This is a genomic window from Rhodococcus sp. Ni2 (genome assembly GCF_021352185.1).
GTDB lineage: Bacteria > Actinomycetota > Actinomycetes > Mycobacteriales > Mycobacteriaceae > Rhodococcus_F > Rhodococcus_F qingshengii.
On sequence record NZ_WOXZ01000001.1, the window covers coordinates 605,709 to 621,485 of the forward strand.

Here is a 15,777-nt window from a genome sequence, read left to right on the forward strand (position 1 = left end):
CTCCTTCGGTTAGACATACCCCCGACGAACTTACCTGAGAGTAAGTTCGTCGGGGGTCCGTCATGCCATCTCCGCAAGAAGTTCCATGGTCACTTTGCCGGCAGGATCCGAATCAGTGGATGAAGGCACGGCCACGACGGAGTCCACTCCCGCCGCTCGGTACGCCTCGAGTTGCTCGCGGGCATCGGCCGGAGTCCCGACGATTCCCACCGTTGCCACCATCGCGTCCGAGACCTGGCTCAAGAGCTCGCGCGGCGCGGCCCCGGCCCTGGCTGCCTCGATCACATCAGCGAAGCCCGCGCGGACGAACATGTCCGAGTACCCCGGAGCAGCCAGATACGGTACGAGCCCGCGTCGAAGTTGATCGATCGACACCTGTGACGGTCCATTCTCGGCGACGGCAGCCGGTGCCCACACCGACACGAAAGGCATGCCGGTTTCCAACTCGGCAGCGATTTCCTTGCACCGTGTGATCAGGCGCCCCGCTTGCTCCGGGCTGACCAGATTGAGCACCAGTTCGTCGCCCAACTCCACCGCGGCCCGAAGCGCCTTGTCCCCGAATGCCGCAACGATCAGCCGGCCGCCCGGCGGTTGAAGTCGCAGCCGGTATCCACTGGTCCGCATCACCGTGCCGGCGACTTCACCCCGCTCGCCGTTCATGAGCGCTCGCACACCGCGGGCGGACTCCGCAAGTGCACGTGCCGCCCCGGATCTGCTTCGCCCATGCCATTTCTCGACCACGACAGTGCTGGAAGTACCCAACGCGATCGATACGTCACGCCCGGTCAGGTCGGATACCGACGCCGCCCCGATCGCGATCATCGCCGGATCACGAACCGTCACCGCGAGCGGGCCGACCACTAGTTCGGAGTGCTCGAATCCGGTGCCGACTGACGTCGCCAGAGCAAAGGCGTCGTACGTCGCCATCTCCCCCACCCACACTCGGCCGAACCCGAGTCTGTCGGCGAGGCGTGCAGTAGCGGTCACCTCCTGCGGCGGACGGTCCTGCCACAACCCCAGGGAGATGTCGATGGTCGGCAAACCTCTACTCGAAGTCGGAGACAAGACCCATTCCCTCCAACAGTGTCGGACGGTCGTAGTACTCGAGCCACTCGGTGATCCGTCCGTCTGCCATGCTGAGGATTCCGACAACAGGAACGACGCCATGGGTACCGTCGAAGTGGAAGTCGTCCACTCGCTGCACAAATACCCTTCCGTCGATCACGCCGAGAGACTCGATCTTCAGTGTGATCCGTTCACACTTGCTTGCCAGTAACGCAATTCGGCCCGCAACGGCCTCCTTGCCGACAAGAGGTTCCTGCATGACGCTGTGGAGCACACCGTCCTCGGCGAACAAGTCGACGACGCGTGTCCAGTCCATGACGTCCCACGCCTGGAACATCTCACGCGCCAACGCAAGCTTGTCACTGTCGTTCATCACACTCATGCCACACTCTTCTGTCGAAGCTCACGCTTGAGGATCTTTCCGGTCGAATTGCGCGGCAGTTCTTTCCGAATCTCCAGCCGCTCGGGAAGTTTGTACGACGCAATGCGCTTGTCCTTCAGGAACGCGACCAGAGCGTCCAGCTCGAGTTCCGTCTCGGGCCGCAGCGTGACCACTGCTGCGACGCGCTCACCGAGTACTTCGTCGGGGTCGCCGATGACGGCCACATCCGCGACGGCCGGATGCTCGGCGATCAATCCCTCCAGTTCGGCTGGGGCGATGTTCATTCCGCCGCGGATCACGAGGTCCTTCCCCCGGTCCAGGTAGCGGAGAAACTGCCCGTGATCACCGGCAATCTCGAAGATGTCTCCGGTGCAGAGGAATCCGCGTTCGTCGAACGGAGACGGCCGATCGCCGAGATAGCCGGCAAAGACCGTCGGTCCGCTGATTCGCAACTCACCCGGGTGCCCGACTTCGGTGATGTCCTCGCCGGTGACCACGTCGACCAAGCGCACGTCCATCCAGTCGGAGATTCTGGTGCTCCAGCGAAAGTTCTCGACACCGAAGCGGGGGAAGTACCGTGCGCGGTCGTCCGGATCCGGCATGTCCGCAGGCGAGGAGAGCAGACTGATGCCTTCGTTGGATCCGAAGAAGTTGATGACTCCGATTCCGTATCGCTCCTGCCATCCCCGGACCATCGGAGGTTGCAGTGGCACCGAACCCGAACCGATCCGAGTCAAGCTCGACAGGTCGACCGCCGCGAGCATCGACTCGTCGGCGAGCAGCATCCACAACAGCGCAGGCGGCGCTACCGTGTACGTCACGCGCTCGGCCTCGATCTGCCCGAGGAAAACTCGAAGATCGAACGGGTGGTGCTGTACCAGTACACATCCCGTGCGGAGCCACGGCAGGAACATTCCGTTGATTCCGGCCATGTTGACCATCGGGAACGGGTTCAGCAAGACGTCGCCGACGCCGATGTCGGGAGCGTCGATCGTGGCCCAGCAGATGGCCAGCCACTCGTAGTGCGAACGTGGGACCCCCTTCGGTTCGCTTTCGGTCCCGGAGGTCCAACAGATCGTCATCGCATCGTTGGGGTCGTTGGGATCTTCGGTGATTCGGACATCCAATTCACTGCGCTGTGTTTCGGTGGCCGCCCGAGGACTCAGCCCCACGACACCGGCCGGCAACTGGGCCGGAAGCTCGGATGCGGGAGCGTAGGCGAACACCGATCTCAGAGAGGGAATCCGGGATCTGATTGCAGCGATCTCCGTAGCAGGGAGTCTGTCACCAAAACTGGGTACGGTGACAAATGCTGCAAACGCCGCCTGGTTTGCCATTCCTTCCACTTCACGTTCGCGGTACTGCATGGGCAATGGCGAGACCACGATCCCCAGAGACCACGCTGCAAGGTAGACCTCGACCAATTCGACGGTATTGGGCATCTGCACGCCCAGAACATCTCCCCGGCCCAAACCCACCTCGGAGAAGCCGGCAGCGAGCGCGATGACTTCGCTCTCCAGTTGGTTCCAACTGAGGCGTCGCGGATCTCCGCCGGACAACTCGCTCCGGTTCGCCGGATCAACCACGGCAAGTTCGTCACCGCGTACCCGCACCTGCGCCCGGAACACCTGATCGATCGTCTCGTCGGACCACCACCCCTTCGAGGTGTATTCGTCCACCTTGACGCGAGGGTGCAATCCCCTGTGTGCCTTGTTCATTCGCGTACTCGTTTCAGTTCTCGTAACGGCCGGAAATGTCGATCACGTCGCCTTGCTTCTCGAACGCCTGGGTAGCGGCGTTCCACTCGAACGGCTGGAATGCCAGGATTCCCAATGCATGGTCCGCGGTCATCGTGAATTTGATTCCGTCGATGAACATCGGCGGGTGGTAGTCCTGCGTTCGTGCGGCACTCATGATGCTGGCGCGTGAGAGTCCGTCGGATGACTCAGAGGCCCGAGTGAAGTTGTCCACCAACAGGTCACCGATGGCCCAGCCGTTCACGGTGTAGCTGTTGGTCGGGGAATCGGCACCGTGAGCAGCCGCACCGGCCAGGTAGTCACGTACCGCCGCGTCATCCTTGTAGAGGGCGTTGTTGGGATCCTTGAGCCACACCATCACCTGCTGCCCGTCGGCAGCATCACCGGCGGGCGCATACAGCGTCGCACCGTCGACGCAGTTCGACGGTTGAATCACGGTGTCGGGCTTCCATCCGACACGTCCGATCGCCTGGGTGATCGCGAGGCAATCGGTGGTGACACCGGCCACCACCAATACCTCGGCGCCACTGGCTTTGAGGGTCGATGCCGCCGTCTTGGGGTCGGTCAGCGCCTCTTCGGCTGCGATCTCGAAGTTCGTTCCTTCGATCGCGGACTTGAAGCCGTTGGCGATCCCTTGTCCGGACTCGGTCTGGTTCGTGGCCAAGGCAACCTTGGCGCCGCTCGGATACTTCTTCTTCAGGCTTTCGACCACTACCTCCATCTCGACGCCCGGATCCGGTAGATACTCCGTGGTCCACGGAAAGTCTTCGATCACCCGGAACTCGGGCATGCCTGCCTGCGCGAAGAGCAGTGGAACACAGGCAGTGGTCTGGTCGTCCGCGATGGCGTTCAACTGGCCTGCTCCGAACGTGCCCAGAACGTCGACCTTGTCCTTCTGAATGAACTCTCCGACATTCGCTTTGGCGCGCTCCGGGGAGAAGGCATCGTCCTTGACCACGACGTCGAGCTTGACGCCGCCGACGCCGCCGGCCGCGTTCTCGACCTCGAACCGTGCTCGCATTCCTTCGATCACGTTGCCGACCGCGTCGGCGAGCGGGCCGGACGTCGGCCCACTCCACCCCACCGTGAGTTTGTCGGTGATCGGCGCCGCGGCACCACTGGGATCGCTGCAGTCGTCGACCGATACTGCTCCGGCCGAGGTCGACGTGTTGCTCTCTGCGTCGGAGTTACCTCCGCAGGCCGAAAGGAGTAGTGCCGCAGCGGCGATGACTGCGGGAATCGTGGTCTGCCTTTTCATATCGTCCAGTTCCTTGCTGTGAGTTGAGAGAAACGAGAGTGGGCGAGGGAGACGGCGCTCAGGTGCGGGGTTCACCTTCGCGATACTTGGGATGATCTGCGGGAACCACGAGGACAAACCGTCGGAGAACGCTGTTGATCCGGCCGACGATTCCGTCCGGCATCAAGAACACGATCGCGATCAGCACCGCGCCGAACACCACTCCCGACACGGGGCCGTCGGTGACGCTTCCGGTGTAGTACGGCAGGAACACCACTGCCGTCGCCCCGACGATCGGGCCGAATTGCGTTGCGATTCCGCCCAACACCAGTCCGGTGATGAACTCGATCGACTTCATCAACGAAAAGGACTCGGGTGAGAGCGCGCCGATGTACATCGTGAACAGCGAACCTGCCAGACCGGTGATCGCGCCGGAAAGTCCGAAAGCGAGAATCTTGACCCGCGCGACGTTGATGCCGTTTGCACTCGCCGCAATCTCGTTGTCGCGCACCGCAACCATTGCCAAACCGAATCGACTCTTGACGAGATTGCGGATCAGGAGCATGACCACTGCCAGCGTCACTACCGAAACCCAGAAGATCCAGAGATAGGTGTCCGCGCGGGTCAAACCCGTCCATTTCGGCGGGACCAGAAGATTCGCACGAACGACCATGCCGGCCGCGCCACCGGTGAGATCCCCGGTCTTGCGGATCACTTCGGGAAACGCCACAGCGACGGCGAGGGTAACGAGGGCCAGATACAGCCCTTTGATCCGCAAGGAGGGAAGCCCGACGAGAAGTCCTAGTACGAAACACAATACGACTGCCATCGGGATTGTGGTCAACGGCGAGTATCCGCGATCGACGATCAGAACGCCGGTCGTGTACGCGCCGAGGCCGAAGAAGGCAGAATGGCCGATCGACAGAAGTCCGGTGTACCCGCTGACGATATTCAGTCCGGCGATGGCAATCGCGATGATGAAGACACTCGTGAACTGCCCTACGCGAAACGGCGCGCTCTGCGACACGAGGAGCAGGGCACAGACGGCAGCCACCAGCAGAACCAGTTGGAGTATCCGGTACGACGTCGATCCGGCAACCACCACGCGCGGCTGCCTGACTGCCTTTTCGGCGACCGCGGGTTCATTTCTCTCGGCAAGCGTCGTCATACCCGCTCCAGTTTCTTGGTACCGAACAGTCCATTGGGTCTGACGAAGAGGATCACCACGATGATCAGTAGCGCGGATGTCTGCTGCAGCGAACCGCCGATGACCGAAATGTAGCCGCTGAGCATCGATTCCAGAACACCGATCGTCAACCCACCCACAACTGCGCCGACAAGACTGTCCAGACCGCCGAACAGCGCTGCCGCAGATGCTGCGATGAAGATCGGGAACATGGTCGTGAGGCCGAGTTGTTGCGGCGAGAGCGGAGTGACCAGGACACCGGCCAGTGCGCCGATCGCTGCCGCAACACCCCAGCCGATTGCGAGTATCCGGCTGGTCGGAACTCCGGCGAGAGTGGCAGATTCGGCATTGTCCGCGACGGCACGCATGTGCAGACCGACTCTCGTCTTGCGAAAGAGCAAGGACATCAACACAAGTAGGACAACGAGCGCAACCAGTACGCCCAGTGCGTCGCCGTACACGCGCGCGCCGCCCACTGAGATGTAGTCGGTGGGACCGTTGGGAAACGGGCTCGGCATGATCTTCGTTTCGCTCCCCCACAGCATTCCGGCCAACGAGTTGAGCCCGGTGAACAATCCCAGTGCCACTATCAGCACTGCCATGTCACTTCTACGTTGAACCGGCCGGATGAGCAGACGCTCCATCAACGCCCCGAGCAGGAAGCCGAGAGCGAGAGCCGCTCCGATCGCGGCCCAGATCGGCCAGGACATCGTTGTGAGCCACCACGCCACGAAGGTTGTGAACAGGGCCAACTCGCCCTGAGCGAAGTTGATCGTGCCGGTGGCACGGAACACCACCACGAGTGCCAGCGCGAGAATTGCGTAGATCGAGCCGTTGGTCAATCCGGAGATGAGTCGTTCGAGAAAGAGTGTCACCGTTTACTCCTGGTACCCGAGATAGGCGCTGCGCACGACGTCGTCCGAACGAAATTCCTCGGGCGTGCCGGCAGCGACGATGGTGCCTACGTCGAGCAGGAAGACCTTCGACGCGAGTTTCATCGCGAGATCGGCATTCTGTTCCACGATCAGCAGTGCAGTTCCGTCGCTCCGGTTGATCGCACCGAGCGTGTCGAACAATTCGGCGATGACGATGGGCGCCAGACCCAGGCTCGGTTCGTCGCACAAAAGCAGGGTGGGACGGCTCATCAATGCCCGCGCGACCGCGAGCATCTGCTGTTCACCGCCTGACAGCGAACCTGCCAACTGTGTGGACCTCCTCGCGAGCACCGGAAATGTCTCACACCACCGCTCGATGTCGGCCTCGATCTCCGCCTTGTCGTTGCGAAGCGCAGCGCCGACGAGCAGGTTGTCACGTACCGACAGTTGACCGAGAGTTCCACGGCCCTGTGGGACAAGGCTGACGCCGGCGGCCACGGCGCGTTCAGGTTTGGATCCGAGCGGCGAACCGTTGAAGGTGATCGTTCCCTGGTGCGGAATCAATCCGGCAAGCGCACGCATCATGGTGGTCTTGCCGGCACCGTTCGCGCCGAGAACGACAGCGACCCCGCCGGGTTCCACGTCGAGCGAAACCCCGTGCAGTACATTGCCTCGCCCGTAACCGGCATGCAGATCATCGACGCTCAGCAGGCTCATGCCGCTCGCCCCAGATAAGCATTGATCACGGCGTCGTTCTGCTGGATCTCCGCCGGAGTACCTTCAGCGATCTTGTGGCCGAAGTTCAGTGCGACAACGTGATCGGAGATACCCAGCACCAATCCCATGTGGTGTTCGACCAGAAGCGCTCCGAAGCCGAAGTCGTCGCGGAGCGAGACGATCAGTTCTCCCAGCTCCTTGACTTCGCTGTGTGTGAGCCCGCCGGCGGGCTCGTCGAGCAGAAGCAGCGAAGGCTCGGACATCAATGCTCGTGCCAGTTCGACGCGCTTGAGTGTTCCGAACGGAAGGCCTGCTGCCGGCGCGTTCGCGACGTCGACGAGTTCGAGGCGTTCGAGCAGGTACCAGGCCTTCTCTCGCAGTTCTCGGACTCGGGCGCGCGCTGGAGGCCAGCCGAGAACCCCGCTCGCCAGTCCGAAGCGGCCCCGAGACGATCCGCCGACCATGGTGTTGTCGAAGACGCTCATGCCGCTGAACAGTGCGAGATTCTGGAAGGTCCGAGCGATCCCTGCAGATGCCAATGCATAGGGCCGCAATCCCAAGAGGTCGGTTCCTTGCCAGGTGATGATACCGCGACTCGGTTCGTAAATCCTTGTGATGCAGTTGAACAGCGTGGTCTTACCAGCGCCGTTCGGCCCGATGAGTCCGCAGATCTGGCCGGCGTGGACGTCGAAGCCGACGTCGTCGAGAGCCGTGACTCCGCCGAATTCGATCGATACATCGGAGAGCGTGAGTACGACCGGGTCATTCGCGGGTTGTGCGGGTGGTGTGTTTCCAAGCATTGGTTTCACCTCCTCGTGACACTTCAATTAACAGTGTGATAGAGATTACTACAGTAAACAGAGGCACTCCGTCAACGTGCGGCCCCCGATCCGGAGCCGAGAAGGGACATCATCGTGAGGTCCAACAACATTCACGCAGTCGACAGCGGCGGGGGCCCAGACGTCAGGGACTACAGCCCGGTCGACGCTCTCGTCGCCAAGCAGGAAATCTACGAGGTTCTGGCTCGTTTCCTCCGAGCTGCCGATCGCGGCGACGTCGAGGACGCCAGGCGGTGTTATCTACCCGGCGCAACCGAAGACCACGGGGGTGTCTTCACCGGCACCGCCGACGACTACATCGACCACATCGCCGGGGCCATCACTCACCCACGGTCACTGACCACCCACGCAATGACCAACGTCCTGATCGAACTCGACGGGGACACAGCACACGTCGAGTCCTACGTGCTTGCCTTCGCACGAATCAAGCACTCGGACGGCATAGCCGACACACTCACCTCGGCGCGCCTGATCGACCGCTTCGGCTACGAGGACGGCAGGTGGGGAATCCGCCACCGCGCCCTGCGGTGGGACTGGAACCACGACATGGCCACAGCCGAAGGCTGGATCTTCGGGATGCTCGCGCCTGAAACGTCCTTGAAGAAGAGCAAGAAATTTCCCGACGACCTCATCTACACCCGGCAGACACAGGAGCACTCATGACAAGGTTTCGCGGAACGCCGATAGAGGGCGCGACTGTCCTCGTCACCGGCGCCAATCGAGGGCTCGGCTTGGCCTTCGTCCAACAGGCGAAGTCGATGGGTGCCGCCAAAATTTATGCAGGGGTGAGAAATCCCGACGAGGCGCCCGCCGAGCTGCGATCCACCGGAGCACACATCGTCGAACTCGACGTGACCGATCCAGGACTCGTCGATGCAGCGGCCAGGGAGTGCGGTGACACCACAGTGGTCGTCAACAATGCCGGACTGTTCACCGGGAATCGGTTGATCGAGGCCTACGACCAAGCGGCTGCGCGAGCCGAGATGGAGGTCAACTACTTCGGGCCTCTGACGATGATCCGCGCCTTCGCGCCGGTACTCGCCGCCCGCGGCGGAGGATCGATAGTCAACGTCCTGTCGGTGGCCGCAATCGCTCCGACCGCCTTCATGGGTGGCTATTCACCGGCCAAGGCGGCTGCTCTGTCGCTCGGCGGCATCGCTCGCGCCGAACTCGAACCGCACGGCATCACCGTCACGTCGTTGATCGTCGGCAGCGTCGACACCCGCATGGCGTCACATGTGCAGGGCCACAAGGAAAACCCTCTCGACATCGCGGCAACCGGACTCGCCGCCATGCAACGCGGCGAGTGGACGTGCGACACCGATTTCATGGCAATCGACGCGCGTGCGCGCCTGGCCCGCGACCCGATTCGGTACGAACGCGGACTGGGCAAGCTCCTCTTCGCCGGCGAACTGACCACCCGATCATGAGCGATCCGATTCGTGTTGCCCAGTGGGCGACCGGTGCCATCGGCAAGACAGCGCTACGCGGAATCATCGATCGTCCCGACCTCGAGTTGGTCGGCCTCTACGTGTACAGCGACGCCAAGGCGGGTCGAGACGCCGGTGACATCGCCAGACGAGCACCGACGGGGGTGATCGCTACACGCGACGTGGACGAGATCATCCGCTCGCGCCCACAGGTTCTCATCCACAGTCCGCGGTTGCAGATTCCGTACGAACGCCACGACGACGATCTGTGCCGTCTGCTTCGCGCCGGGATCAACGTGATCACGACGGCCGGGCAGCACTTCCCCCGCGCACACGGCACCGAACGCGAGCACATGTTCGCCCAAGCATGCAAGGAAGGCGATTCGACGCTCTTCGGGGTCGGCGTGAGCCCAGGTGTCATCGGCGAGCGATTGGCGTTGGCGCTGACGGGAACATCGATCGAACTCGACCGAATTACGATCGACGAGGTGCTCGACGCTCGCGGCATGCCTGACCCCGACTTCGCGTTCACCGTCATGGGAATGGGTTCGCCCCCGGAGGAACTGGACGGAACCGGGCCGTTGCCCTCGCTGTACGCGTCGCTGTACCTCGAGACCATCGCGTTCATGTGCGAGCGCCTGGGCGTCACCTACGACGAGGTCGTGTCCGATCACAGGGTCGTTCCGGCACGTACGGATCTCGACGTCGCCGCCGGACGCATCGCCGCGGGAACCGTCGGAACCACCGAATGGCGCTGGCACGCAATGGTCGACGGAAAGCAGTTCCTCACCCTCGCCATCATCTGGACCATGGAACCTGATCGCGACGAATACGCGGGACGGGACCAATGGGAAGTCCACCTCTTCGGCAAACCCGAGATCGTGATGACCGTCAACCTGGTCGAACCACAAGATCCGAACAGTCGCACGACAGCCGGTCAGTTCATCACTGCAGGCCCGGCACTACGCGCCGTCGAGCATGTACTCGCTGCTCCCGCCGGCATTTTCGAACCCCCTGTCTTTGCCCCCTTCAGATTGGAGCATTCAGTATGACAACTCAGCCGACGGCCGTAGGTTCGACTGCCACCCGTGAACCTGCCACCCGTGAACCTGCCGTCCGTCAACCTTCCGTGAACGCGCTCCTGCCCGACGGTCGCCCCGTGCAGAATCTGGAAGACTTGCTGCGCAGCCGGGCGATTGCCAGTCCGGAGAGCACCGCCGTCATCTCCGATGACGGGCGTACCAGTTTCCGTGAACTCGACATCGAAACAAATCGTGTCGCGAATGCACTTCTGCGCGATGGTGTTCGACCCGGCGACCGGGTGGCGTACATCGGGGCCAATGCACCGTCTTTCCTCTCCGTCCTGTACGGATCTTCGAAGATGGGCTCGATTCTGACGGCCGTCAACAATCGGCTGGCACCGGGCGAGGTCGACTACATCCTGAGCAACAGCGAGCCGACCGTCGTCGTACTCGGAGCAGGCGATGAGGGCCTCTCCGACGTCGCCGCGGCGGTCGGTAGCGTCCGGACCGTCGTCACGGTGGATGGCGCCGGAAACTCGATCTCGTGGAACGACTGGCTTTCCGGTGTCGGCGACGACGATCCGGGGTCGTCGCGCCGCCCCGACGACACAGCGCTGATCTTCTACTCGTCGGGAACCACCGGTCACCCCAAGGGAATCGAACTCACCGGCGCCAACCTCGGCCGTGCCCTCGCCACCATGTATCACCTGCTCGATCTCGACACCGACTCCGTGGCTATGTGCCCGGTTCCGTTCTTCCATGTGGCCGGACTGGGTCTCGCCCTGGTCACGACGCTCGGCGGTGGCGCTCTACTGCTCGAGACCATCGCCGGACCTCTCGAACTCGTCGCGCTGATGCAGGAGTACAAAGTCACGCATGCGGTCGCCGTTCCCGCGGTGATCAGCGTCCTGACCTCCCTTCCGGCTGTGCGCGAGGCAGATTGGAGTGCCCTGCAGTTCCTGGTCTACGGAGCCGCGCCGATGCCACTGCCCCTGTTGCAAGACGCGACCGAGGTCTTCGGGTGTAGTTTCCTGCAGGCATACGGACTCACCGAGTCGACCGGCGGCGTCACCATGCTGACCCCGGAAGATCATCGGGCGACCGACGAGTCGACCGCGCATCGGTTGAAGTCCGTCGGGCAGCCGATGTTCGGAGTGCCCATCCGCATCGTCGATCCCGTGACGCTCGAAGACGTCCCGGTCGGTACCCGCGGCGAGGTCGTCATCGGCGGCGCTCACGTCATGAAGCGTTACTGGCGTAACGAAGCAGCCACTGCGGCCACCATGTTGGACGGTGACTGGCTTCGCACCGGAGACGGCGGATCGTTCGACGAGGACGGCTATCTCTACCTCCACGACCGCCTCAAGGACATGATCGTCTCCGGCGGTGAGAACGTCTATCCGGCCGAGGTGGAGAGTGTTCTCTCCGGGCACCCCGGCATCCGCGAGGTCGCGGTAGTCGGCGTTCACTCCGATCGGTGGGGTGAGACTCCCCTTGCCGTGGTCGTTCGAGCTGCTGATTCGGATGCAACCGAAGCGGAGATCATCGAGTGGTCACGCGAGCGACTGGCTCACTTCAAGTGCCCCAGTGCAGTTCGGTTCATCGAGGAGCTGCCACGCAACGCTAGCGGGAAGCTGCTCAAGACTCGTTTGCGACAGGACTTCGCTTGAGTCCATGACACGAATTCGGGGCCGGTCGCTTCGAGCGATCGGCCCCGAATTCTGTCGTTCGATGTGAAGCACGCTCAGCGTGGGTGAATCCGGAACTCCACGCCGCCGACACTCAGCCCGGGCTCCACGGCAGACGCGCCGCTCGACGCCGCCAGATCAATTGCAGTGAGCATCGACCGCTCCCCCGGAACGAACGACACGACGCGTGATCCCAGCCTGATCGAGAGTGGTTGCGCCGAGACCGGTTTCTTTCCGAACACTTCGGCCCACAGCGTCGCCGTCCTGGCCGGATCGGGCGAGGACACGTCGACGCCGAGGATGTCGTCGACCCAGGGATCGAGGGAAACCTCCTTCTCCGTCTCATCCCAGAACCACTCGTCGGCGTCGGGAATCTCGTCGAGTTCTACGAGCAGTCCGAGATCACCGGGATGAAGTTGGACGATCCGGTGACCGTAGGCCTCGAGATCTGCCACCGTCCGAACATCGGCCGCAGCTGCACGTTCCAGATAGGGCTCGATGTTCGAAACCTGGATCGAGAGTGCATAGCCGCCCTCCCCTCCGCCCTTGCGGATCCATCTCGCCAGCGAGACCTTCTCGTCGAGCGGCGCGACGATCTCGAGAAATGCCTGCGGCCCGACGGCCAAGGTCTCGTCGGCCAAACCGATGTCTTCGAGCAGTGGATCCGCGAATCCTGGTGCCAGATTCAATGCTTCGCGCAATTGGTGACCGGTCTTGTCCACGTCTCGTGCACCGATCACCACCTGTCGCAGGATCTCCCACGTGCCCGCGTCGTGCGTGCCCGTCACAGTCCGACCGCTTCGGCGGCGGTGTCGGCACTCTGCCAGCGTCGGAGCTCGGCGCCCGGCGCCCACGTCGAGTGGGTGCCACTCGAAATTCGTTCGGGAAGGCGAAGTTTACACAACGGTCCGTCTCCGACGCGGGCAGCGTCGAAGATCAAGCAGAAGGACGCATCCTCGTTCATGTCAGTGGTCAACGTGATGAGATAGCCGTCGTCTTCAGCGGTACCACCCACGCGCGGCGCCATCGAAGTCTCGCTGCCGTACACACCGTCACCGAAGGAGAATCGTTCCTCGTTGCCCGTCAGCAGGTCGTGTTTGACCAAGCCGTCGAACAGGAACCACGACGGTTTACCAGAAGCCGCATAGGCGTATCGGTACTTCTCGCCCGCGAAATTCCCGTTCATCATGCCGAATTCGGTGATCGAGTCACTGAGTTGCTCTTCACGCGTGACTCCGGTGACCAGGTTCAAACGCCAGCGGTGAAGCCGGGTCTGCATACGATCGAGAGCGAGGAAACGGAAGGCGCGCTCCCACTGATTGCCCATACCGTTGTCCGACGGTTCCGGATCGCCCTGGTAGAAACCGTCCAGAACAATCTCGTCGCCCTCTTCGTAGGCGTTCACGAAGTGCAGGACATAGGTCGGATCGGCTTCGAACCACTTGATGTCAGAGGTATTTCCGCGGCGTGGGATGACTCCGAGACGCAGCGGGATATCGGGATGGAAATTCGCGACGTGCGCGCCCTTCTCCAGCAGAACCGGATCCCAGAACAAGGGGCAGTCGTTGAGGATCGCGTAGTTCTCCGTGAAGGCCATGTCGTGCGGCAAGCGCGGACCGGGAAGTGGGACGTCGACGTAGTGGACCAACTCGTTGGCCGAGTCCACGACGCCGTAGTGCATGTACGGCGCTTCCTTGCTGTAGTTGAAGAACAGCATTTCTCCGGTCTTGTCGTCCACCTTCGGATGCGCGGACACACCCCATTCGAAGGGGAACTTGCCGTTCCAGCTTTCCTTGCCGAGTGTCTCCGCCGACATCGGATCGAGACGATACAGATCTCCGCACTGGTAGAAGCTGGTGAGAGCAGTCCCCCGGTGAACGACGACGTCGGTGCTGGACGCGTCCTTCATCCGGGTGCGCGCACCCTTGCCGCCCTCGGGGCGACTGAGTTTGGGAGACTCGGCAAGCCCGGCCCACAACGCAGCGCCGGCATCCTGCTCGGCCGCCAAGCCGTCGGTACGTACGAATCGGTTGCGGTAGAACGACTCTCCGTCGCGAAAGCCCACGATGTGAATCATGCCGTCACCGTCGAAGGGGTGATACGCCTTCATCGAGGGATGGAGCGGATTCTCGGTGTTACGCAGGTAGACACCGTCGAGGTCTTTCGGAACCTCACCGAATACGACTTCGAGGTTGTCCGCTTTGAACTCGGTGGTCTGGGGTTGCCACGGGCCGGTGCGATACGGGTGATCGTCATCGGCGGGAAGGGTGGACAACAACTTGCCTACGATTTCGACGTCCATGGAATTCTCTTTTCGACTGATGGGGAAAGGCTGGGCTGCACTTTCAGGAAACTGCGTCGACGACAAAACTGACGGTGGTGGCCGTACTTCCACCGAAGTTGAGCGTCGCAAAGCGGCTCGCACCCTCGACTTGGAAACCGCCGGCCGTTCCCGTCACCTGATGGGCCGCGTCGAGAAGCATTCGAACACCACTGGCACCCACCGGATGACCACCGCCGATCAGACCGCCGCTGGGGTTGATCGGTAGCTTGCCGCCCATGGCGATGTCACCACTCTCGATGGCTTTCCACGACTCGCCGGGCGCGGTCAGACCGATGTGGTCGATCGCGAGATACTCACTCGCCGTGAAACAATCATGTGTTTCGATCCCGTCTATCCCGGCCAGGTCGACTCCGGCCCGGGAGAAGGCACCCATCACCGCATCCCGAACGTGTGGCATCACGTAGGGATTATCGGCGTCGCGGGCCAGCTTCTGCTCGAGACCTAAACCAACTGTCCGGTGACCCCAGCCCGCGATCTGGGCCAGCGGAGTCGCCGCGGCATCAGGATGCTCTCGGAGGTACTTGTCCGTCACCAGCACAACACCTGCGCCACCGTCGGTCACCTGACTGCAATCGAATCGTCGAACACCACCTTCCACAACGGGATTGGTGGTGTCGTCACCACCTGCATTTCCGAGTAGATCGGGCACCGCCCAACCGCGTGTCTGCGCGTTGGGGTTGTTCTTCGCGTTTGCGAAGTTGATCTGCGAGATCGCGCGAAGGTGAGATTCGTCGATCCCGTAACGCCGCCCGTACTCCTTCGACACACGGTCGAACATGTACGGCCACATGAATTTTGCTTCCTGACCTTCGTGTCCGACCCAGGCTGCAGCGCCCAGATGGCCAGCCGCGTCATCACCCGGAACCGTCTTCTCCAGTTCGATACCCATCACCAGAGCCACGTCGTAGTTGCCGGCGCGCAGGTCTGCCATCGCTGCAAGTACAGCGATACTGCCCGATGCGCACGCCGCCTCGTGCCGAGACGAGGGCACACCCCACAGGTCTGGATGCACGGTGGCGGGCATCGCGCCCAGCTGACCTTGACCGGCAAACAATTGCCCGAAGGCATTACCGACGTGGATCACCTCTATGTCGGTGGCAGGAACCTTCGCCGCGTCCAGGGTGTGGTTCACCACCTCTTCGGCAAGGTTCGCGAAATCGAGTTCCTCACGGGTGAAGTTCCGTGCGAAGTCGGATTGGTACCCGCCGAGAATCCAAATGTTCGAAACAGTCATG

15 protein-coding genes are annotated in these 15,777 nt (G+C 62.3%); 4 read left to right on the plus strand and 11 right to left on the minus strand.

Translation table 11 applies throughout. The features are described from left to right. Positions 1-60: 60 nt before the first annotated feature. From GN300_RS02830 to GN300_RS02865, 8 genes are read right to left on the minus strand one after another with little or no spacing between them, the layout of a single operon-like run. The gene (locus GN300_RS02830; protein WP_225320122.1) at positions 61-1,041 is read right to left on the minus strand and encodes an LLM class F420-dependent oxidoreductase; all 981 of its coding nucleotides are present in this window, start codon (positions 1,039-1,041) and stop codon (positions 61-63) included. A gap of 4 nt (positions 1,042-1,045) precedes the next feature. Continuing rightward, positions 1,046-1,447, minus strand: coding sequence for a nuclear transport factor 2 family protein (locus tag GN300_RS02835; RefSeq protein ID WP_021345212.1), 402 nt, complete (start codon positions 1,445-1,447; stop codon positions 1,046-1,048). Continuing rightward, positions 1,444-3,165, minus strand: coding sequence for a class I adenylate-forming enzyme family protein (locus tag GN300_RS02840; protein WP_030534908.1), 1,722 nt, complete (start codon positions 3,163-3,165; stop codon positions 1,444-1,446). The genes GN300_RS02835 and GN300_RS02840 overlap by 4 nt, the downstream gene beginning before the upstream one ends. A 13-nt stretch (positions 3,166-3,178) precedes the next feature. Next, on the minus strand, positions 3,179-4,462 hold the full coding sequence (locus GN300_RS02845; RefSeq protein ID WP_003939841.1) for an ABC transporter substrate-binding protein: 1,284 nt from the start codon (positions 4,460-4,462) through the stop codon (positions 3,179-3,181). Positions 4,463-4,520: 58 nt separating this feature from the next. Continuing rightward, positions 4,521-5,609: a branched-chain amino acid ABC transporter permease gene (locus GN300_RS02850; protein WP_030534909.1), complete on the minus strand. Its 1,089-nt coding sequence runs from the start codon at positions 5,607-5,609 to the stop codon at positions 4,521-4,523. Beyond that, entirely contained in the window at positions 5,606-6,502 is an 897-nt protein-coding gene (locus tag GN300_RS02855; RefSeq protein WP_003940241.1) for a branched-chain amino acid ABC transporter permease, read from the minus strand. Before GN300_RS02855 ends, GN300_RS02850 begins: the two co-directional genes overlap by 4 nt. A 3-nt stretch (positions 6,503-6,505) precedes the next feature. Then, positions 6,506-7,219: an ABC transporter ATP-binding protein gene (locus GN300_RS02860; RefSeq protein WP_003939931.1), complete on the minus strand. Its 714-nt coding sequence runs from the start codon at positions 7,217-7,219 to the stop codon at positions 6,506-6,508. After that, positions 7,216-8,019, minus strand: a complete 804-nt coding sequence (locus tag GN300_RS02865) for an ABC transporter ATP-binding protein (protein ID WP_054781450.1) — start codon at positions 8,017-8,019, stop codon at positions 7,216-7,218. Before GN300_RS02865 ends, GN300_RS02860 begins: the two co-directional genes overlap by 4 nt. 114 nt (positions 8,020-8,133) lie before the next feature. Here GN300_RS02865 and GN300_RS02870 point away from each other — a divergent pair, with 114 nt between their 5' ends. From GN300_RS02870 to GN300_RS02885, 4 genes are read left to right on the plus strand one after another with little or no spacing between them, the layout of a single operon-like run. Next, positions 8,134-8,721, plus strand: coding sequence for a nuclear transport factor 2 family protein (locus GN300_RS02870; protein WP_042921371.1), 588 nt, complete (start codon positions 8,134-8,136; stop codon positions 8,719-8,721). Beyond that, positions 8,718-9,488: an SDR family oxidoreductase gene (locus GN300_RS02875; protein ID WP_021345218.1), complete on the plus strand. Its 771-nt coding sequence runs from the start codon at positions 8,718-8,720 to the stop codon at positions 9,486-9,488. Before GN300_RS02870 ends, GN300_RS02875 begins: the two co-directional genes overlap by 4 nt. Then, a complete protein-coding gene (locus GN300_RS02880) occupies positions 9,485-10,540 on the plus strand; it encodes a dihydrodipicolinate reductase (RefSeq protein ID WP_030534912.1) in 1,056 nt (351 codons plus the stop codon). The genes GN300_RS02875 and GN300_RS02880 overlap by 4 nt, the downstream gene beginning before the upstream one ends. Continuing rightward, positions 10,537-12,180, plus strand: a complete 1,644-nt coding sequence (locus tag GN300_RS02885) for a long-chain-fatty-acid--CoA ligase (RefSeq protein ID WP_051720783.1) — start codon at positions 10,537-10,539, stop codon at positions 12,178-12,180. The genes GN300_RS02880 and GN300_RS02885 overlap by 4 nt, the downstream gene beginning before the upstream one ends. A gap of 74 nt (positions 12,181-12,254) precedes the next feature. On the opposite strand, the gene GN300_RS02890 is transcribed toward GN300_RS02885, so the two are convergent. From GN300_RS02890 to GN300_RS02900, 3 genes are read right to left on the minus strand one after another with little or no spacing between them, the layout of a single operon-like run. Further along, a complete protein-coding gene (locus GN300_RS02890) occupies positions 12,255-12,986 on the minus strand; it encodes a hypothetical protein (RefSeq protein ID WP_021345221.1) in 732 nt (243 codons plus the stop codon). Then, on the minus strand, positions 12,983-14,500 hold the full coding sequence (locus tag GN300_RS02895; RefSeq protein WP_063315938.1) for a carotenoid oxygenase family protein: 1,518 nt from the start codon (positions 14,498-14,500) through the stop codon (positions 12,983-12,985). The genes GN300_RS02890 and GN300_RS02895 overlap by 4 nt, the downstream gene beginning before the upstream one ends. 43 nt (positions 14,501-14,543) lie before the next feature. Then, positions 14,544-15,776, minus strand: coding sequence for an acetyl-CoA acetyltransferase (locus GN300_RS02900; RefSeq protein WP_030534916.1), 1,233 nt, complete (start codon positions 15,774-15,776; stop codon positions 14,544-14,546). Between the last annotated feature and the right edge of the window lies 1 nt (position 15,777).

Excerpts from the sequence above, each read along its gene's own strand:
- GN300_RS02835 (WP_021345212.1), bottom strand. The coding sequence starts at position 1,447 with ATGAGTGTGATGAACGACAGTGACAAGCTTGCGTTGGCGCGTGAGATG.
- GN300_RS02840 (WP_030534908.1), bottom strand. The coding sequence starts at position 3,165 with ATGAACAAGGCACACAGGGGATTGCACCCTCGCGTCAAGGTGGACGAA.
- GN300_RS02845 (WP_003939841.1), bottom strand. The coding sequence starts at position 4,462 with ATGAAAAGGCAGACCACGATTCCCGCAGTCATCGCCGCTGCGGCACTA.
- GN300_RS02850 (WP_030534909.1), bottom strand. The coding sequence starts at position 5,609 with ATGACGACGCTTGCCGAGAGAAATGAACCCGCGGTCGCCGAAAAGGCA.
- GN300_RS02860 (WP_003939931.1), bottom strand. The coding sequence starts at position 7,219 with ATGAGCCTGCTGAGCGTCGATGATCTGCATGCCGGTTACGGGCGAGGC.
- GN300_RS02865 (WP_054781450.1), bottom strand. The coding sequence starts at position 8,019 with ATGCTTGGAAACACACCACCCGCACAACCCGCGAATGACCCGGTCGTA.
- GN300_RS02875 (WP_021345218.1), top strand. The coding sequence starts at position 8,718 with ATGACAAGGTTTCGCGGAACGCCGATAGAGGGCGCGACTGTCCTCGTC.
- GN300_RS02880 (WP_030534912.1), top strand. The coding sequence starts at position 9,485 with ATGAGCGATCCGATTCGTGTTGCCCAGTGGGCGACCGGTGCCATCGGC.
- GN300_RS02885 (WP_051720783.1), top strand. The coding sequence starts at position 10,537 with ATGACAACTCAGCCGACGGCCGTAGGTTCGACTGCCACCCGTGAACCT.
- GN300_RS02895 (WP_063315938.1), bottom strand. The coding sequence starts at position 14,500 with ATGGACGTCGAAATCGTAGGCAAGTTGTTGTCCACCCTTCCCGCCGAT.
- GN300_RS02900 (WP_030534916.1), bottom strand. The coding sequence starts at position 15,776 with ATGACTGTTTCGAACATTTGGATTCTCGGCGGGTACCAATCCGACTTC.